The organism is Collinsella sp. AF31-11 (assembly GCF_003475605.1).
In the GTDB taxonomy this organism is placed as follows: domain Bacteria; phylum Actinomycetota; class Coriobacteriia; order Coriobacteriales; family Coriobacteriaceae; genus Collinsella.
Window position 1 is genome coordinate 229 of sequence record NZ_QRQS01000002.1, and the last position, 19,035, is coordinate 19,263.

The following is a 19,035-nucleotide window of genomic DNA, read 5'->3' on the forward strand; positions in this document are numbered from 1 at the left end:
ACCTTCTGGTCATGCCGCCGAAGTTGAAAGGCAGATTGCCGCTCTGGCGGGCTTGCAGCGTCGAGCAGTTACGGCGTTTGGTAAAACGCCGTAACAAACTACCGCGTAACCCCCCTAGCTCATCATGGCATTCATCATCTCGTTGGTTGCAGAATCGTCGGCAGACCACTCGCCGTCGTCATTGCAGGAGTACTTGAAGGTGACCTTGGTGTCCTTGGTCTTAGCAGCCTTGGTCACATCGACCATAACCTGACCGGCCATCTTGTACAGCTCGTCATCGGAAGGCATCGAATCGAGCGCGGCGACCTTCTCCTGGTACTGGGTGGCAAAATCCTCAACGATCTGGTTCATGGACTTGCAGGTAATGGTGACCTCGGCAGTTGCGGTACCCTTGTCCTCGTCGACCGTCACGTCGCCGATCTTGTAGTCAAAGCCCTCGAGATAGCTCTTGGCATACTCCTTGGGATCGATGCCCAGCTGCTCGAACTCGTCGCCCGAGGCCTCTTCCAGGCCGGCGAGGAAGTCGTCGCCACCGTTCTTGACCTCGTCAAACTGCGTCGTAAGATCCTCGGTAATGAGCTCCTCAACCGAAGGACCTCCGCAGCCGGAAAGCACAACCACGCACGCGACCAGAACAGCCATCAGGGGCGCAAGCAGCAGCTTCTTCTTCATGACATTCCTCCCAACAAGCGGCACCGCGCTTCCCAACACGGTGCACGTCGTAACAATAAGGCCATACTAGCCGCTAACGAACACCCCCGGCAAAGCAAAAGCGCAGTCGGCTCGATTTAACGTCCGAACGGTTTACCGGTCCGCCCAACGCGCAATAAAACGTTCCGCCGCATTGTAATAAAAAAGGGCGGCCGGATAACCCGACCACCCTTGCACACCCTTTGGATGCCGCAGCTTACTTGCGGACGACCTTGACGATGGCATCACCGGCGGCGACAGCGGAGTCAGCCTCGACGGCGAGCTCGACGTCGGCGAACTCGGCGGTGTTGGACACAGCCACGACGACGCAGTCCTTGTAGCCGGCAGCGGCGATCTTGGCGCGGTCGATCTTGAGCATGGGCTGGCCAGCCTTAACGACATCGTCGGCCTTGACGAAGCCCTCGAAGCCGTCGCCGTTCATGTTGACGGTATCGACGCCAACGTGCACCAGGACCTCGATGCCATTATCGGACTGCAGACCCACGGCGTGACCCATGGTGACGGTCACCTTGCCGTCGCAGGGGGCATAGACCAGGTCGTCCTCGGGCCACACGGCGCAGCCCTTGCCCAGAACCTCGCCACCAAAGACGGGATCGGGCACGTCGGCCATCTTGATGACCTTGCCCTTGACGGGCGAGCACAGCACGTCGGCGCCGGCAGAAGCAGAGATGGAGGCCGGAGCAGCGGCAGCCGCGGGCTCAGCCTTCTTCTTGAACATGTCAAACAGACCCATAGGTTTTCTCCTCTTGATTAAGCGCAACGTTATGCGCATGCCTATGGTGATTATAGTGCCAAATGGTTCAAATGCTAAGGTGGGGACTCGAATCGCGAACCCATCCCGAGGCTTTTCCACGGTGGCACTCATCTTGTCGATTAAGCCAGGCCCTCGGTACCGTTGGACTTGATGATCTTCTGGTAGGCGAAGAAGCTGTCCTTGCGGCGGCGCTCGTAAGTGCCGGTGCCGTCATCGTACTTATCGACGTGGATAAAGCCGTAGCGCTTGCGCATCTCGCCTGTGCCGGCAGAGACCAGGTCGATGGGACCCCACCAGGTATAGGCGATCAGGTCGACGCCGTCCTCGATGGCCTCGCCCATGGCCTTGACATGGCTCTGGAGGTAGGCGATACGGTACGGATCGTGGATGGAGCCGTCCTCCTCCACCTCGTCGTAGGCGCCCATGCCGTTCTCGACCACCATCAGCGGAATCTCGTAGCGGGCGTAGATCTCGTTGAGGGCGATACGCAGGCCCGTCGGGTCAATCTGCCAGCCCCAGTCGGTGCTCTCGAGGTAGGGGTTCTTGCCGCCAAGGGTCATGTTGCCCTCGGTCATCTCGTGGTCCTTGTGGGTGCCCACGGTGCCCGACATGTAGTAGCTAAAGGTGTAGAAGTCGACCTTGCCGTCGGCGATGTCCTGCAGGTCGCCGTCGGCGATGTTAAGCTCGATGCCGTTCTCGGCCCAGAAGCGCTTGGCGTAGAACGGGTATTTGCCGCGCACCTGCACGTCGGAGCAGTACCAGTTCATGGTGTTCATCTCCTGCTGGGTGGCAAAGACGTCGGCCGGGTCGCACGTGGCGGCATAGGACAGGATAAAGCAGTCCATGTTGCCCATCTTGAGTTTGGGGAAGTGCTCGTGCGCATAGCGGATGGCGCGACCGCTCGCCACAAACTGGTGGTGGAGGGCCTGGAAGCGCTGCTGCGGGGTGGTGTGGGCGCCGGAGGCCGGGCCCTCGTAGCCGCGAATCATGCTGGTCTCAAAGAGGTTGCCCAGGTCCAGGGTGCCACAGTTGATCTCGTTGAAGGTGAGCCAGTAGGTCACCTTGTCGTGATAGCGCTCGAGCACGGTCTGGGCATAGCGCTCAAAGAAGCCGATAAGCTCGCGGCTCTCCCAACCGTTGTACTTCTCGACCAAGGCATAGGGCATCTCGTAGTGGCTGAGCGTAACAAGCGGCTCGATGTTGTGTGCGCGCAGGCAGTCGAAGACGCGGTCGTAGAAGGCGAGGCCGGCCTCGTTGGGCTCGGCATCGTCACCGTTGGGGAAGATGCGGCTCCAGGAAATGGACATGCGGAACATGTTGAAGCCCATCTCGGCGAACAGCGCGATGTCTTCCTCGTAGTGATGGTAGAAGTCGATACCGTCGTGATTGGGGTAGAAGCGGTTGGGGTCGATGTCGAGCGTAATCTGACGCGGCTCCTTGTAGCTGCCGCCCAGGAAGTGGTCGTCTACGCTGGGACCGCGGCCGTCAACGTTCCATGCGCCCTCAAACTGGTTTGCGGCCGTAGCGCCGCCCCAAAAGAATCCCTCGGGAAATCCCATATGTGCCTCCTCGCAACGGGTTTTATGTGCTGAGCTGAGTATCGCGCGCGCCCGGGCGCCCAAGGCGCGGAGGCGCTGCATTGGACACTTCTTTTCGCCCCAACACGTCCGCCGGCTGACACTTTTTGATACCGAGGCCTAGACGGGGCAAAAATCGACCTGACGGCCACCCTCCAACCTGGGTGGATGAAACGAAACATGAGACACAGTATTTAGGTGTGGCATATCGATAGCTAAAAGCCCGTTCCGTCTTACTCATCCACGGTATTTTGCCGGCGTGCAGCCGTAGGCGGCGCGGAACTTGCGATAGAAAAAGCTCATGTTCTCGTAGCCAACGGCGCGCGCCGCCGCCTCGGCCGTGGCACCCGCGCGCAAGAGCTCCACGGCACGCACGAGTCTGCGCTCCTGGACCAGCTGCCGATAGGTCTTTCCCACATGCTGCTTGAGCAGCGCCGACGCGTAGTTAGGGCTCACATGAAAGCGTGCCGCCATCTCCTCGAGCGAGCAGGCGGCAAACGAACGCTCGATATAGCCGAGCATCCCTGCCACGAGCGAGGCCGCGCGCCCCGACTCATCGCGCCCCGCCGCCGCGCCGTGCACGAGCTCGCGCTCGTAGCAATCCATGAGCTCGGCCAACAGGAGCTGAAACAGGCGCAGAACGATCTCGGCGCTGTTGAGGCTCGGCTCGTAGTGTTCGCAGAGCATCTCCTGCATGTAGCGTCGCACGCGCCGGCTCTCCCCGCAGCGAAAGCGCACGTGCCCGCGATGGTCGGTCTCGCTGTTGAGCGCGTTGAACAAAAACCGCGATACCGCGCTCTCGCGCGAGAGGCTCGCCTCGAGGCTGCGCTGCAAAAAGGTACGTGAAACGGTCATACTTAGCATGATGTCATCCTCGCCGAGCGCTGCCACCGCATGCGGGCAGGCGGCATCGAGCAGCAGCACCTCGTTGCGCTCGAGCACGAGCTTCTCCCCCGCAACCGCCTGCGGACAGCGCCCCCGGTACACATAGCTGATCTCAACGTAGTCATGCACGTGCTCGGGTACCGCGTTAAAGCGCGAGTTTCTCCTGATCATCAGGCCAGCTGGCATTCCGGCCTGAGTATATTCCGTCCCAATCTGCCCGATCTTTCGCACCGACCGTCCGTCGACCTCAACACGCTCGGTCATGATCGACCAGTCAAAGGGAGCCTCGTCCCTATATCGCCTCTCGCTGGCGCTCAGCTCGCTCAGCCGGCGCTCGAGCTCCAAGATCTCCATGGCCCCACCAATCGTTGATTCGGTCATATTCTGCCGTGATTCGGATATTAGCACGCCGCCGCCTGTACGCCAGAATGGAGTCATGCAACATACGCTGCCCACCATCGGCTTGCAAGGAGGATCCATGACCGCGTACTACCAGCAGGTGCTCAACGGTACCTACGACAACCACGTGCTCCCGTTTTTGTGGATGAAGGGCGAGAGCCAACAGACCATTGCCGAGTATTTGGAAAAGATTGCCGGCGCCGATATCCACGAGGTCTGCCTCGAGAGTCGCCCGCATCCCGATTTTTGCGGTGAGGGCTGGTGGCGCGACCTGCGCTTTGTGATCGACACGTGTAAGCAGCTGGGCCTCAAGATCTGGATCTTGGACGACGCACACTTTCCCACCGGATACGCCAACGGCGCCGTCAAGAAGGCGGCGCCCGAGCTCCGCAAGGTCGTTCTCACCCACCGCACCATCGACGTGGTGGGCCCCACGCCGCAGGCGAGCATCGTGCTCACCAACATGTTCGACAAGACGGAGCGCTTCTATGGCGTTACGTTTATGCAGGCAGGGCGCACCGTCGAGGTCGAGCGCCACGTGATTGAGGACGAGCACGGCATGCCCTGCCGCCTGGTCTTTGACGCGCCGGCCGGCATCACGCAGGCGTGCGTGATGTTCACGAGCGGCAAGACCTCCTACAACGAGGACTACATCAACATGGTCGACCGTGCCTCGGTGGCGCAGCTCATCAATGCCGTGTACGAGCCGCACTTTGCGCATCTGGGCGATGAGTTTGGCGAGACCATCCTGGGCTTTTTCTCCGATGAACCCGGCTTTGCCAACGAGAAGGGCGTCACCGGCGCCGATGGTATCTCCGACACGCTCATCGGTAAGGCCACCGCGCCCCTGCCCTGGTCGGCTGAGCTCGAGCGCCGCCTGCGCGCGGCGCTGGGCGAGCGCTACCTGGACGAGCTCCCGCATCTGTGGGATCGCAAGGACGCCGGCGCGCACGTGCGCCACGTGTACATGGACATTGCGAGCACGCTCTACAAGGAGTGCTTCTGCGACCAGCTCGGCGACTGGTGCCGCGCGCACGGCGTGCAGTATATCGGCCACGTGATCGAAGACAAGGATTGCCACGCGCGCCTGGGTGTGGGCGCCGGCCACTACTTCCGCGCCGTGGGCGGCCAGGACATGGCGGGCGTGGACATCGTGATCAACCAGCTCATCCCCGGCATGGACCAGGGACTCCACTCCTACGGCCGCGGCGTGTGGGACCTGGAGTTCTACAACTACGCGCTGCCCAAGCTGGGCTCCTCGGCAGCGCATCTCGACCCCAAAAAGCAGGGCCGCTGCATGGCCGAGGTGTTTGGCGCTTTTGGCTGGCACGAGGGCCTGCGCGAGATGAAATGGATCGCCGACCACTTTATGGTGCGCGGCGTCAACTGGTTTGTGCCGCACGCCTTTAGCATGGCAGCCTTCCCCGACTTCGACTGCCCGCCGCACTTCTACGCGCACGGTCAGAACCCCCAGTTTGCGCACCTTGGCAAGCTCATGAGCTACATGAACCGCACCTCGAGCCTGCTTTCGGGTGGACGAGCCGTCACACCGGTGGCGCTTCTGTACCACGCCGACGCCGAGTGGGCGGGCGAGGCCTCGTTTATGCAGCATGCCGCCGCCGAGCTTGTGCGTGCGCAGGTCGATTTCGATATCGTGCCGGCCGAGGCGTTTGATGACGCCGGGCGCTACGTCGTGGAGTTCGCCGCAGACGGCAGCGGCTTTAGCGTGAACGGCCAGGCGTACCGCTGTCTGGTGATGCCCAACGCCGAATATGCCGGCGGGGCCGTACTCAACTTTGCCGCGCGCGCTGCGGCCGCAGGCGTTGGCGTATATGCCCTGGATAAGCTGCCGAGCAAGCGCTATGACGGCGAAGCTGCCAGCCGCGCGGGCTTTGCCCCTGTGGAGGCCAACGAGCTTGCAGGCGTGCGCGTTGTTGCCACTTCCGAGCTTGCGAGCGTGCTCGCCGCAGCCGGCATGCAGACCGTGGCGTGCACCGATCCGCAGCCGTGGCTGCGCGCGCTTCGCTACGACCGCGCCGACGAGAGCTACCTCATGCTGGTAAACGAGCATCCCAAGCAGGGCATTCACACGCATGTTGAGCTCGCTGACGGCGCGCCCGTGCACGGCGTGCGCCTCGATTTGCTCAACGGCAGCGCACCCGTCGCCTTTGACGGCACGCTTGAGCTCGCGCCCTACGAGAGCTGCATTGTGGTGCTCGGGACCGAGGGGCCCGCTGCCGACGAGCGCGGAGGCTCCGATGCCGAGCGTAAGGTCACGCGCGTTGACGGCCCCTGGAACGTCTCCTTTGCCGCGCCCGACGCCGATGTCGCGCACCTGGCCTTTGGCGAGTCCGTCGAGCTTGACGACCTGCACGATCTTTCCTGCGCCGAATTCCCCGGCAAAGCGGGCATCTTCCGCTATCAGGCAAGCTTTGCCGTTGCTGAGAACCTCGCCGGCGCCGCGCTCGACCTGGGCGAGGTCTTTGAGACCGGCACTGTCACGCTTGACGGCGCGGATCTGGGCTGCCGTATCTGTCCGCCCTACCGCTTTGAGCTCGGCACCCTTGCCGCCGGCGAGCACACGCTCACGATCGATGTGATCAACACCCTCGACCACGCCATCCCCGACATCTTCGCCCTCACCGAACCCTCCGAGCCCAGTGGCCTGCTCGGCCCCGTCCGCTTGCTCGGGTAACGGCCCCCTACGGGACGCCCGGCTTGCTCTCCCCAGCCAAGCCGGGCGTTTTGTTTACCGCTATGATTGATACATCGCGATACGAACGCATAGGAGTCATATGGACATCAAGCGCAAAATCACCCAGGGCAAGGAGCTCACCCCCACCGAGCAGCAGCTCGGGCAAATGGTTCTCGCCATGGGCGAGGACGTCCGCGGGCTCTCCATTAAGGAATTTGCGCGCCAGGCCAATGTCTCCGTTGCGAGCATCCACCGCTTTTGCAAAAAGCTCGGCCTCGAGGGCTTCAAAGAACTCAAGGTCGAGCTGATGCGCGCAGCCTCGCGCGCGGACTCCGCCCCCGAGGTGGATATCAACTTTCCCTTTGATGCGACCTCCAGCGCCCAGGAGATCTCCGAGCGCATGGCGCGACTGTACGAGACCACGCTTTCCGAGACGCGCGAGATCCTCGACCCGGCACAGCTCGACTACGCCGCCAAGCTCGTCTTACGCGCCGACACCGTGGACATCTACACGGGCTCGCATAACCTGTATCCGGCGGGAATGTTCCGCGATCGCCTGCTTTCCGCCGGTAAGAGCTCGACGTGCTACGACAATATCGAGGCCCAAGTGCGCACGGCGCTCGCCTCGGGCCCCGACCATACGGCAATCGTCATCTCCTACAGCGGCCTTGCCCCCAACCTCAAGGAGATCTTGCCGATCCTCTGCAGTCGACATGTCTCGGTCATCGTCATCGGCACGCCATACTGTGCCCGCATTCACCCCGGCTTTGCCGCCTATCTCACCGTGAGCGATATCGAGAGCCTGAGCCACCGCATCACGCAGTTTGCCAGCCACATCGCCGTGCAATACGTGCTCGATTCGCTCTACAGCAGCTACTTTGCCAAAGATTACGCTCGCTGCTCCGAGTTCCTCGAGCAGTCCTTCCCCTTTACCAAGCTGCCCGGGCTCAAATAAAACGAGAGAGGATTTTTGGACACTTAAATGACGAGGGTGGATAATCTCCCACTTTGAGCCTGCGCACAGGCCAAAAACGGGAGATTATCCACCCTCATTCTGTAGTCGTTACTCGGGCCCTTTTGCCGCTGGTCGCGTTGGAACCGCGCGCTACTGAGCGGGCGAGACCACCAGGAGCGCGTCGTGCTCAAAGGGGTGCTGGGCCACGCGAACCTCGCCATCGGCATCCTTGACGGGCAGGTTGGCCACGCGCTTGTTCTCCAGGTCAAACGCCACAGCATTCCAGGAGGTGGCGCCGCCCTCGAGTTTGAGCTTGACGGCCGTGGTCCTCGGCAGATAGACCACCACGCGTTCGCCCACGCGCGCCACACGGATGGCCTCGCGCGCATCGTCGAGCAGCTCCTGCGCGGGTTCAACGGCTGCCGACCCATCCGCGCTCGTGGCGCCCAGGCCGCGCAGCACGTGCTCGATCAGGCCAAAGTCCCACACGCCCGCAAACTGCAGGCACTCTTGCCAGCGGAACGGCATGTCAAAGCCCTCGCCAAGGACGCTGCCACGGCTCTGAGAGGTCTGCCAGTTCCACACGCCGTGCGCACCGTAGGTAATGCCGGCACTGGCACCGGCCAGAATGCTCGACCAAACACTCGCGCGACAATCCTGCGCGGTAAAACGCCAGTACACGTTGCGGCTCGCGCCCATTTGCTCGTAGCAGGGCTCGGAATTGACCATCGGCTTTTTGGGATACCGCGCGCGAAAATCCTCGGGCAGCTTCCAAGCTTCCTCCTGACCGCTATAGTTGTGGCCGGGCTGGAACATGTAGAAGTCCAAGCGATCGGCAAACTGCTCGGGCAGGGCGCGGTTGCCACGGTTGATATGCATGGTGTGCAAGGACTCGGGAGCCAGCTTGGTGACCTCGTCGAGTGCATCCCCGTAATAGGCGATAGCCTCGTCGGTCTTAAAGTCGGTGTCGCCTGTCACCACGTAGACGGGGTCGAACTCGCCCAGGTTCTCGACGACGCGGGCAACGTGGGCGCGAACCTCCTCGCGCGGCATGACCTCGGCACCCAGGCGCTCGGCGATCACGGAGCCCCAGGTACCGGGCACGTAGTTGCACCACATGAGCACGAGCGCCGGGCGAATGCCGTGCTCCACGGCTGCCTGGCACATGCGGCGGGCGCGGTCCCAGTACTCCTGGTTGGGTGCACTCCAATCAAAGTGCACGCCGTCCTCGCTCGCATAGGGCCAAATGCCCAGGTCGGGCAGGCAGCGGTCCCACTGCGGAAGGGTATTGATCTGCAGTACGTTCATACCCTGCTCGGCACGGCGGGTGAGGTAGTAGTCCCAATCGTTCTCGGTGATGCTCGTAAAGGCACTCCAGCACGTATCGGCAAACCAAAAGAATGGTTTGCCGTCGCAGAGGAACCCGTCCTCACGGGTATTGACGGTCAGTTTTCCCAAGCTCATATGGCACCTTTCTCTTGGGGAGACTTGCTAGGAGGGAGGTAAAGAAGTCGCCTGCCGCATTATCACAGTAGGGTCTGCGGCTGCAGTTGCTCAGCTCAAATTGAACGCACGCGTAGCACAGGGCCCTTACGTCTCTCCTAAAAAGTCTACAGGAAGGCCCCGCCGGGCTTATGCCAAGCGGGGCCTGTCGTGTAGGGGGTCTTATTTAGACCAAGGCCGGGGCGACTAGGCCTCCATCTCGGCGAGCTCCTCCTTGGAGAAGCCGGTGACAAAGACGACGGCAGCGGCAATAGCAAAGGAGATTGCCATACCGACGATAGCCCAGACGGTGTTCATCTGGCCACCCTGCAGGTAGTTGGTGAAGACCAGGAAGTTGGAGGCACCGCCTGCGAGGTAATAGGTGACGCCCATGAGGCCCGAGAACACAGCGCCGATGGCACCGCCGATGAACATGCCGAGCATGGTGCGGCGGAAGCGCATGAGGATACCGAAGAGCGCGGGCTCGGTGACGCCGCCGGCGATGGCGGAGATGATGTAGCCCAGGGCAAGACTCTTCTCGTCAGCGTTCTTCATCTTGAGGAAGGCACCGAAGGCGCAGCCCCAGACAGCGGCCATAGCGCAGTTAGTGGAAACAAAGACGAAGGGATCGTAGCCAGCAGCGATGATCTGCACCTGAGCGAGCAGGATAACGGGCATGTGCATACCGCAGACCACGAAGAGCTGCCAGAAGGCGCCGAGGATGGCCATCACGATCAGGATACCGATGCCGCCAAGGTCAGCAAGCCCGAAAAGAATGTTGGCGATGAGGCTGCCGAGCTCGTTGCCGATCGGAGCGAGGACGATAAAAGCGATGGGAATCGTGACGATCATGGTGCAGAACGGCGTGAAGACCGTGGAGAGCACGTCGGGCATGACCTTCTTAAAGAGCTTCTCGATGAAGTAGAGGACCGGCACCGAAAGGATGATCGGCAGGACGGACTGCTGATAGTTGGCAGCGGCGATCTGGATGCCGTAGACCGAGATGATTCCGCCGCCCTCCTGGGTGGCGACGCTCACCACGGACGGGGCCATAAGGGCACCGCCGAGAAGCATGCCGAGAACGGGGCTGGCGCCGAGCTTCTTAGCCGCAGCATAACCCAGGTAGATCGGGATAAACGTAAACGTGGCCTCATACAGTGTGGTGTAGAGGAACGTATAAGTCGGGTCGGTGTCCGAAATAACGCCCAGCATGGTGGGGCCAAGGACAGCCGCGATGGTGCGGAACAGACCGCCGGCCATGAGCAGCGGGATCAGCTGGGTCATGGAGCCCGACAGATAGTCGAGGATGATGTTGGGCAGGTTCTTGAGCTCGAACTTCTCCTTGGGAGCATCGAGATTCTCGTCAACGGCGGCACCCTGCTTGACGCCGGAGATGGCGACGAACTCGGTGAGCACCTTGGGCACGTTCTGGCCAATGATGACCTGGAGCTGGCTGCCGGCGAACTGGCAACCCAGAACACCCTTGACCTTCTTGATCTTCTCCACGTCGGCCTTGCTGTTGTCCTTGAGCGTCAGACGCAAGCGCGTCATGCAGTTGGTGGCGACGGTAACATTCTCCGCACCGCCCACGAGCTCGAGGACATCGGTGGCAATCTGCTTGTTGTCTGCCATGGGACCCCTCCTCAATAATTATGCGGCGTACCTAACGCCGCGACCTGCATGGACCCTTACCGCTATAACCCCTTACGGCGGCCCGGGCTTTAACGTTGCGGTAAACAATTTGTTTACTGAACGTTTACGGGCTTTAGTTTACACGGAGTGCCTGATTTGTGGCGATTTTGCCGTCTGGAGTCCGGTGAACGGTAGGAAATCGGGGATAAGCGTATTTAGACGGTAGAAGATCGTCTATTTGACCAGATATTGATATATGGCTATTTATGTGGGCTTTTATTTTGATAAACACCTTTGTAACGAGCTAGATCCTCAACAAAAGTCCTGCTAGTTAATAGTAAACGTCTGTTTAGTAGTTCATTGCGTGTTCAGTTTTACCGTTTACCGAGTTCATCTGCTCATTCTACAATTCTGCATTAAACTAAACATGTTTAGTCTGTATTGCCGCTTTTGTTTAGTACTTGCGGCACAAAGGAGTAGCTCATGGAACTCAAATCGTGTACCTATGCAACCGTCACCACGCTGGGCGATTTTGGCCCCTGGATCAGCAAGGTCGTACTCGACCTGCCCTGTACCGTGCGCGCCAACGACGTGAACGAGCACACGTTCAATATCTACTGTGCCCGCCATGAGCGCACGGGCGAGGTCCTGATGCGCAAGGAGCACGGCACCGATCACGCAGCGCCCTCCGTGGGCTACGTGCCGGTCCTCGCCGCCTACCCCTGCGATGAGAACGGTCAGCCCCTACCCAAGGGCACACACGTAGCGCTCGAGACGCCCGAGGTGCGTCTCACCAAAGAGATCGAGGGTGGCGTGCTGGGTTCGCGCTATATAGAGAACCACCTGCGCGTGACGCAGCTTGTGGCCCTCCCGGGCGAAGACGGCGATGACCCCACCGCGGGCCTCGTCTTCGATCGCAGCCGCGGCGACATCTGCCCCGCGCTCAAGGGCTGGCATAACGCCGTGCAGCAGACGCCCGTCGACGGCTTCGCGCTCGAGTACGGCTATTTTGAGCCGAGCTTTGAGCCCGCTGACTCCGCGCTTTTCAACCCGTTTGCGCCCAAGGACACGCCCGCCGTCGAGAAGGCGCCGCTGATCGTGTACCTGCACGGCGCCGGCGAGGGCAAGGGCGCCACACAGGGCGAGGGCGCAACGCGTGCCTACACCGGCAACCGCGTGACAGCGCTCTCGCAAAAGCAGATCCAGCGCTACTTTGGCGGCTTTGCCTGGGTTCTTGTGCCGCAGTCGCCCACGTTTTGGATGGACAACGGCGTCGAGCAGCTCGGTCGCTCCAACCAGAGCATCTACTCCCCCGTGCTCAAGGCGCTCATCGACGAGTTTGTCGCCGAGCATGCCGACCGCATCGACACCGATCGCATCGTGGTCGCCGGCCTTTCCAACGGCGGCTTTATGACCCTGCGCCTGTGCGCCGACTACCCCGATTTCTTCGCCGCGGGCCTTCCCTGCTGCGCGCCGTGGTACAACGCCACGGACGAGGACGTGGCCGCACTCTCCAAGACGCCGCTGTGGTTTACGCACTCCAAGGGCGACGAGCTCGTGTTCCCGCAGCAGACTGTGCTGCCGCTCACGGCGCGCCTGCGTGATGCCGACGCCAACGTGCACCTCACCTACTTTAGCCATGTCGAGGACCTGACCGGCGTGTACCGCGAGGCCGACGGCTCGCCCAAGAAGACGTTCAATCACGGCGTGTGGATCCACCAGTTCAACGACCTGTGTTATCAAGACTTCGACGGGGGCAACGTACTCATCGACGGCGAGCCGGTGGGCTGCTGGGAGTGGTCGGCCAGGGTTTCGAGATAGCCATCCCATCGGGGGTCCTGACCTTTAGTTTTGTAAACGTCCTCGCGCATGGGCCCGTTCATCCTGCTCCTCCGGAGCATCGGATAAACGGGCCCGCGCTGCGGAATGTTTACAAAACTAAAGGTCAGGACCCCCTAAGTTTACGTTGTTCGAAACGCTGGCCGGGCGCTTCCGGTGGGCCGCCGGGTCGGTGGCGATGGGGGCGTGGGTCCCGTCTTGCCTTGCGCGTAACTGGCTGAAAGATTCTTGGTTGGAGCTGTTCTTATGTCTCATGATTTGACTCGGGTGATTGTTACTACCGATATGGAAGTCGATGATATGAACTCTTTGGTTCATTTGGCTCTGTATCTCAATGTGCTCGATGTGCAGGCTGTGGTGTACACGGCTTCGCAGTATCACTTTCTTGGCGACGGCGTCCATACGCTGGGCGAGGTGAATGCGCATTGGCGCACCAAAGGTGTGCGCTCTTATACCTGGGATGTCGTTCCGCATGAGCCCGATCCCGAGGCCGGCTCGCTCATGGAGTACCGTCCCTTCCCCGAGGGCTGGATCGAAAGCCTTTGGAGCAATGAGTATTCGGACGCTTGGCCCACGCTGAACGCCAACGCGCAGGCCGCCGACGAGCCGTCCTTCCCCACGCCAGCGGAAATGATCGAGCGTACCTATGTGGGCAACGTTGCCTTTGAGGGCGACGTTCGCGAGGAGACGCCTGGTTCGCGCGTCATCGCCCGCGCCATTATGGACGACGACCCGCGCACGCTGTGGCTCCTTTCCTGGGGTGGTATGAACACCATCGTTCGTGCGCTCATGTCCATCGTCGAGCAGTGGCAGAGCACGCCCGAGTGGCCCGCCGTGCAGCAGCGGGTCTATCAGAAGGTGCGCGTGCTGGGCGTGGCCGATGGCGTGGGGCAGGACAACTCATGGCTCGGCCATGGACGCGAGCTCTTTCCCGACCTCATCTTTTGGCGTGTTCCCTATATGTATGGCGGCTATGTCGACGCCAAGATCGCTCAGCCCGATACACTGCCGCTGTTTAAGGCTCCTTGGCCTGAGCAAAATCTCACGCAGGGCAACGGCCCCCTCATGGCGCGCTATATGCTCTATGGCGATGGCAAGGTTTACGAAAACGAGCCCGAGCGCTTTCAGTTTGGCAAGCATGCCCGTCTGGATTGGGGCCTGGAAGGCATGCCCGCGATGCAGTTTGAGCGCGGCGACTTTATGGCCGAAGGCGACAGTATGACCTATATTCCGCTGCTGCCGTTTGGCCTGCGCGGCATCGACGACCGCGACTTCGACACGCTGCTCGGCCGCATGTTTCTTGATGGACATCCCGATGCAGACGCGAACGCGCCCGCCGGCCTTGCCGACATCAGCACACCCGCAGACGACAATCCCAATCCCTATCTGCGTGCCTATCAGGAGGACTTTGCCGCCCGCGCGCAATGGTGCGCCCACGATCCGGCGGCCTGCTCGCATCCGGCACACGTTGTCGAGGTCACGGCCGACCGCAGCGCCGCAACCGGCGAGCGCGTCGCCCTGGCGGCGACCATCGTCGACCCCGACGGCCGGGGCTTCGACGCACATTGGGATGTCGCCGTGGACCCGTCGAGCTATGCAGGTTCCCAAAATCTGTCGCTGTGGCAGGAATGCACGGTGGACGCCGTTTTCGTCGTACCCGCCGACGCACGACCCGGCGACCGCTTCGTGCTCACCCTCACCATGCAGACGCACGCCGAGCGCCCCTGCACCCGCTACGCCCAGGTCGCCATCACCGTCGCGTAGCAACCGGCGGCCCACATTCGACAAGGAGTGTCCCCAGGTGCCGGCACAAAAGGAACGTCCCCAAGTGCCAAAATGACGAGAGTGGATAATCTCCCACTTTGAGCCCGCAAACAGACCAAAAACGGGCGATTATCCACTCTCATTTTGCGGACACTCATTTAAGTACGTCCCCAATGAGTACCCCCACAGCAGCGGCAACGCCGATGTTTTGGCAACGACAGCGAAAACCCGCCAGAGCGAGCAAGGTGCCTTGAAACGAGGCGGCATTGACCTTCTGGTCATGCCGCCGAAGTTGAAAGGCAGATTGCCGCTCTGGCGGGTTTGCAGCGTCGAGCCGTTACGCGGTTCGTAGAACCGCGTAACTAACGAACTCCGTACTGCTCGTAGTAGGCGTCGATGGCGTCCTTGAGCTCATCGTCGATGACGACCTTGCCGTCGATCTCGTGGTTGTAGAGAGTCTCGACGACCTCGGCCATGGAGACGATGCTCGCGACGGGGAAACCGTACTTGGCCTCGATCTCCTTCTGCGCGGTGGTCACGCCACCCTTGCCGACCTCCATGCGGTTGAGGGACACGATCAGGCCCTTGATCTCGACATCGGCAGCAGCCTTGACCTTGGGATAGGTCTCGTCGATGGACTTACCGCTGGTGGTGACGTCCTCGACCATGACCACGCGGTCGCCGTCCTGGGGCTCATAGCCCAGCAGGTTGCCCTTATCGGCGCCGTGGTCCTTGGCCTCCTTGCGGTCGCAGCAGTACTTGACCTCCTTGCCGTACAGCTCGTGGTAGGCAATGGCGGTCACGACGGCCAGCGGAATACCCTTGTAGGCCGGTCCAAACAGCACATCAAAGTCGTCGCCAAAATTATCGTGGATGGCCTGGGCGTAATACTCGCCCAGCTTCTTGAGCTGATAGCCCGTCACGTAAGCGCCGGCGTTCATAAAGAACGGGGACTGACGGCCACTCTTGAGCGTAAAGCTGCCAAACTTAAGAACGTCGGACTCGACCATGAACTTGATGAACTCTTGCTTGTAAGCCTCCATGCGGGCTCCTCTCGTAATCGCGTACGTGCCTTCCAGTTTAGCGCAGGCGAAGCGTCGATGCGGGCGCGCTTTGAGGCCACGGCATTCTGTAAAGGCTTTGTCAGGGGCAACGGTTTTCCGAACAATGGGGGTTGACATGTCAAACCCCCTCATCAAGAATACGGGCGGATTAAAACGGGTACGAGATACCCAAAGCGCGCTGCGCCCGTCCATAAGGAGGTGTGCCATGGAAGGCAGTCATAGTCGAAAAACCTGCATGTCGCCCTCGGCACGCCGCGAGGATTCCGTATTCGCATAAGCGCCACGAACCGATCGTCAAAACCGCCACAAAGGTGCCTGTCCCCTTTGTGGTGGTTCGCGAGTATGACGTGAGCGACATCTAGGTTTTTTAAAGCAAATTCGACACGTACGCTAACTCCCTTCAACAAGGAGGACCCTATGCTGATGCTCAAAACCGCTACGGTACTCGAAGCTATCTCCAAGCGCCGCCGCACGGCGCGCCCTGCCGCCCACGCCGGCCTGTCCAAGAACACCATATTCGCCGCCACCCATTGTGCTGAGGACACTCTCGTACTGCTTGACGCCACGGCAAACGGCCTCACCGCCGAGCACGCCGCCGAGCGCCTGAGCGCCGTCGGCCCCAACACCATCGAAGCGCCGACCAAGACGCTCGCCCGCCGCATCGCCGACGCGTTCGTCGATCCCTTCGCTGGCATCCTCGCCGCCCTCGCACTGGTCTCGCTCTACATCGACGTGCTCGCCGTGCCCGAGCTGCAGCGTGACCCCTCCACGGTCATCGTCATCGGCATCATGTTGCTGGTATCGGGCGGTATGAAGTTTATCCAAGAAGCCCGCAGCGGCAATGCGGCCGAGGCCCTCAAGGACCTGGTCTCCAACACCTGCTGTGCCCTGCGCGACGGTGAGCGCGTCGAGATCCCCTTCGACGAGCTCGTCCCCGGTGATGTGATCCGCCTCTCTGCCGGAGATATGGTGCCGGCCGATGCCCGCGTCATCACCGCGCGCGACCTATTTGTGATCGAGTCCGCGCTCACCGGCGAGAGCGAGGCCGTCGAGAAGACCGCTGCCATCACCGTCGTCGAGGGCGCCGACGGCTCTGCGCTGCCACTCTCTGCCTGCAAGAACATCGTCTTTACCGGCACCTCCGTGCAAAACGGCACCGCCATGGCGCTTGTCGTTGCCACCGGCTCGGACACTTACCTGGGCGGCATCGCCAAGATGCTCAACGGGCGCGTCGAGAAGAGCGCGTTTGACCGCGGCGTCTCGAGCGTCTCCATGCTGCTCGTACGCCTCATGCTCGTTATGGCGCCGGCCGTCTTTGCCATCAACGCCGCCACCAAGGGCAACGTCATCGACGCGCTGCTGTTCGCCACGAGCGTGGCCGTGGGCATCACGCCGCAGATGCTTCCCGTCATCGTGACCACGAGCCTGTCGCAGGGCGCCAAGGACCTCGCCCGTCGTCAGGTTATCGTCAAGGAACTGCCGGCGATCCAAAACCTCGGCGCGATGGACGTCCTGTGCTGCGACAAGACCGGCACCCTCACCGAAGACCGCATCGTGCTCGAGCGCTACCTCAACACCAACGGCAACGAGGACGCACGCGTGCTGCGCCATGCGTTTTTGAACAGCTTCTTCCAGACTGGCCTCAAGAACCTTATCGACCTGGCCGTCATCGACCGCGCCGACGTGACGCCCTCGACCGTCGCGCCCGATTCCATGCTGGGCCAGAGCCTGCGTGACCGCTATGCCAAGGTCGACGAGGTGCCCTTCGATTTCTCGCGCCGTCGCCTGAGCGTAGTTGTAGCCGACGCCCAAGGCAAAACCCAGATGGTTACCAAGGGAGCTGCCGAGGAGATGCTCGAGATCTGCTCCTTTGTCGAGGTCGATGGCATCGCTCAGCCGCTCACCGACGAGAAGCTCGCCCAGATTCGCAAGCAGGTCGCTGGGCTTAACGCCGAGGGCCTGCGCGTAATTGCTGTGGCGCAGAAGACCGATCCGCGCTGCGTGGGCGAGTTTGGCATCGCCGACGAGTGCGACATGGTGCTGATGGGCTTTTTGGCCTTCCTCGATCCGCCCAAAGCAAGTGCCGCGGGCGCCGTCGCCACCCTCGAGGCCAAGGGCGTCGCCGTTAAGGTCCTGACCGGCGACAATGACCGTGTCGCCGCCACCGTCTGCGAGCAGATCGGCATCGACGCGAGCAACGTCTTGCTGGGCTCCGAGATCGATGCGCTCGACGACGCCGAGCTTGCCGAGCGCGCCGAGAGCACCCATCTCTTCGCCAAGCTCTCGCCGCTGCAGAAGGCGCGCCTGGTGCGCGTCATGCGCGAGTTGCTCGGCCACACCGTGGGCTTTATGGGCGACGGCATCAACGACGCCGCCGCGATGCGTGCGAGCGACTGCGGCATCTCGGTCGACTCCGCCGTCGATATCGCCAAGGAATCCGCCGATATCATCTTGCTCCAAAAGGACCTGGGCGTGCTCGAGCGCGGCATCATCGAAGGCCGCCGCACCTACGGCAACCTGCTCAAGTACCTCAAGACCACGGTGAGCTCCAACTTTGGCAACGTGCTGTCCGTAACCGCTGCGAGCCTGTTCTTGCCGTTTTTGCCCATGAGCGCTCTGCAGCTGGTGCTGCTGTCGCTGGTCTACGAGATCGTGTGCATCGCACTGCCGTGGGACACCGTCGACAACGCCTGGACTGCCCGCCCGCGCGCTTGGGACGCTGCGTCCATCAAGGGCTTCATGCTCGAGCTGGGCCCCGTGAGCTCGCTGTTTGACATCGTGACCTTCGCCGCGCTCTTCTTTGTGGTGTGCCCCGCCGCCGTGGGCGCAAGCTGGTCCGAGCTTGCCGCCGCGGGCGACGTCGCGGGTATGGCGACCTTTGCGGCGCTCTTCCAGAGTGGCTGGTTTGTCGAGTCCATGTGGTCGCAGACGCTCGTGATCCACATGCTGCGCTCCCCGCGCCTGCCGAGCCCGCGCGACCACGCCGCGCCCGCGCTGTGCGTTCTCACCGTGCTGGGCCTGGCGCTCGTCACTTGGCTGCCGGCAAGCCCCATCGCCGATGCACTGGGGCTCATGCCGCTGCCAACGAGCTTCTTCGCGCTGCTCATCGGCATCGTCGGCTCCTACATCGCGCTCACCCAGCTGGCCAAGCGCCGCTACATCGCCCGCCACGGCGAGCTGCTGTAGCGTTGCCGGCACCATCGTCAAGAATGTCTGGGCCGTCGCGACCCACCCCTGCTGGCCGCAGCGGCCCAAAACAGCTAAAAAAGCCCCGTCCC

Annotated in this window: 12 protein-coding genes; 5 read left to right on the plus strand and 7 right to left on the minus strand. The window is 61.7% G+C overall.

Going from position 1 to position 19,035, the window contains the following annotated elements; all coding sequences use genetic code 11:
* Positions 1 to 114 precede the first annotated feature (114 nt).
* From DWZ22_RS01150 to DWZ22_RS10110, 4 genes are all read right to left on the minus strand, one after another.
* Positions 115 to 672 (minus strand): hypothetical protein, encoded by a 558-nt coding sequence (locus DWZ22_RS01150; RefSeq protein ID WP_117634513.1) that lies wholly within the window; start codon positions 670 to 672, stop codon positions 115 to 117.
* 235 nt (positions 673 to 907) lie between these two features.
* Positions 908 to 1,444: a PTS glucose transporter subunit IIA gene (locus DWZ22_RS01155; protein ID WP_117735368.1), complete on the minus strand. Its 537-nt coding sequence runs from the start codon at positions 1,442 to 1,444 to the stop codon at positions 908 to 910.
* Between the two features lie 140 nt (positions 1,445 to 1,584).
* Positions 1,585 to 3,024: a glycoside hydrolase family 1 protein gene (locus DWZ22_RS01160; protein WP_118345049.1), complete on the minus strand. Its 1,440-nt coding sequence runs from the start codon at positions 3,022 to 3,024 to the stop codon at positions 1,585 to 1,587.
* Between the two features lie 255 nt (positions 3,025 to 3,279).
* The gene (locus DWZ22_RS10110) at positions 3,280 to 4,281 is read right to left on the minus strand and encodes an AraC family transcriptional regulator (RefSeq protein ID WP_158573278.1); all 1,002 of its coding nucleotides are present in this window, start codon (positions 4,279 to 4,281) and stop codon (positions 3,280 to 3,282) included.
* Positions 4,282 to 4,405: 124 nt separating this feature from the next.
* On the opposite strand from DWZ22_RS10110, the gene DWZ22_RS01175 reads away from it, so the two are divergent.
* Together DWZ22_RS01175 and DWZ22_RS01180 are read left to right on the plus strand one after the other, a co-directional pair.
* Entirely contained in the window at positions 4,406 to 7,021 is a 2,616-nt protein-coding gene (locus DWZ22_RS01175) for a glycosyl hydrolase (protein WP_158573279.1), read from the plus strand.
* A gap of 100 nt (positions 7,022 to 7,121) precedes the next feature.
* The gene (locus tag DWZ22_RS01180; RefSeq protein ID WP_118405228.1) at positions 7,122 to 7,976 is read left to right on the plus strand and encodes a MurR/RpiR family transcriptional regulator; all 855 of its coding nucleotides are present in this window, start codon (positions 7,122 to 7,124) and stop codon (positions 7,974 to 7,976) included.
* 150 nt (positions 7,977 to 8,126) lie between these two features.
* Here the strand turns inward: DWZ22_RS01180 and DWZ22_RS01185 are convergent, their stop codons facing one another.
* Both DWZ22_RS01185 and DWZ22_RS01190 read right to left on the minus strand, forming a co-directional pair.
* Positions 8,127 to 9,440 (minus strand): DUF4038 domain-containing protein, encoded by a 1,314-nt coding sequence (locus DWZ22_RS01185; protein WP_118405229.1) that lies wholly within the window; start codon positions 9,438 to 9,440, stop codon positions 8,127 to 8,129.
* 225 nt (positions 9,441 to 9,665) lie between these two features.
* Positions 9,666 to 11,090 (minus strand): PTS transporter subunit EIIC, encoded by a 1,425-nt coding sequence (locus DWZ22_RS01190; RefSeq protein WP_118405230.1) that lies wholly within the window; start codon positions 11,088 to 11,090, stop codon positions 9,666 to 9,668.
* 483 nt (positions 11,091 to 11,573) lie between these two features.
* On the opposite strand from DWZ22_RS01190, the gene DWZ22_RS01195 reads away from it, so the two are divergent.
* Both DWZ22_RS01195 and DWZ22_RS01200 read left to right on the plus strand, forming a co-directional pair.
* A complete protein-coding gene (locus DWZ22_RS01195) occupies positions 11,574 to 12,911 on the plus strand; it encodes a prolyl oligopeptidase family serine peptidase (RefSeq protein WP_117793919.1) in 1,338 nt (445 codons plus the stop codon).
* A 264-nt stretch (positions 12,912 to 13,175) separates the two neighbouring features.
* The gene (locus DWZ22_RS01200; protein ID WP_118405231.1) at positions 13,176 to 14,693 is read left to right on the plus strand and encodes a nucleoside hydrolase-like domain-containing protein; all 1,518 of its coding nucleotides are present in this window, start codon (positions 13,176 to 13,178) and stop codon (positions 14,691 to 14,693) included.
* Positions 14,694 to 15,055: 362 nt separating this feature from the next.
* On the opposite strand, the gene pyrE is transcribed toward DWZ22_RS01200, so the two are convergent.
* Positions 15,056 to 15,736, minus strand: coding sequence for an orotate phosphoribosyltransferase (pyrE, locus tag DWZ22_RS01205; RefSeq protein ID WP_117742933.1), 681 nt, complete (start codon positions 15,734 to 15,736; stop codon positions 15,056 to 15,058).
* Positions 15,737 to 16,174: 438 nt separating this feature from the next.
* Between pyrE and mgtA the strand changes: the two genes are divergently transcribed.
* Positions 16,175 to 18,943 (plus strand): magnesium-translocating P-type ATPase, encoded by a 2,769-nt coding sequence (gene mgtA / locus DWZ22_RS01210; protein WP_118405232.1) that lies wholly within the window; start codon positions 16,175 to 16,177, stop codon positions 18,941 to 18,943.
* Positions 18,944 to 19,035: the final 92 nt, after the last annotated feature.

Bases quoted from the DNA above. Each gene is read 5' to 3' on its own strand.
- DWZ22_RS01150 (WP_117634513.1), bottom strand. From the start codon at position 672: ATGAAGAAGAAGCTGCTGCTTGCGCCCCTGATGGCTGTTCTGGTCGCG.
- DWZ22_RS01155 (WP_117735368.1), bottom strand. From the start codon at position 1,444: ATGGGTCTGTTTGACATGTTCAAGAAGAAGGCTGAGCCCGCGGCTGCC.
- DWZ22_RS01160 (WP_118345049.1), bottom strand. From the start codon at position 3,024: ATGGGATTTCCCGAGGGATTCTTTTGGGGCGGCGCTACGGCCGCAAAC.
- DWZ22_RS10110 (WP_158573278.1), bottom strand. From the start codon at position 4,281: ATGGAGATCTTGGAGCTCGAGCGCCGGCTGAGCGAGCTGAGCGCCAGC.
- DWZ22_RS01175 (WP_158573279.1), top strand. From the start codon at position 4,406: ATGACCGCGTACTACCAGCAGGTGCTCAACGGTACCTACGACAACCAC.
- DWZ22_RS01180 (WP_118405228.1), top strand. From the start codon at position 7,122: ATGGACATCAAGCGCAAAATCACCCAGGGCAAGGAGCTCACCCCCACC.
- DWZ22_RS01185 (WP_118405229.1), bottom strand. From the start codon at position 9,440: ATGAGCTTGGGAAAACTGACCGTCAATACCCGTGAGGACGGGTTCCTC.
- DWZ22_RS01190 (WP_118405230.1), bottom strand. From the start codon at position 11,090: ATGGCAGACAACAAGCAGATTGCCACCGATGTCCTCGAGCTCGTGGGC.
- DWZ22_RS01195 (WP_117793919.1), top strand. From the start codon at position 11,574: ATGGAACTCAAATCGTGTACCTATGCAACCGTCACCACGCTGGGCGAT.
- DWZ22_RS01200 (WP_118405231.1), top strand. From the start codon at position 13,176: ATGTCTCATGATTTGACTCGGGTGATTGTTACTACCGATATGGAAGTC.
- pyrE (WP_117742933.1), bottom strand. From the start codon at position 15,736: ATGGAGGCTTACAAGCAAGAGTTCATCAAGTTCATGGTCGAGTCCGAC.
- mgtA (WP_118405232.1), top strand. From the start codon at position 16,175: ATGCTGATGCTCAAAACCGCTACGGTACTCGAAGCTATCTCCAAGCGC.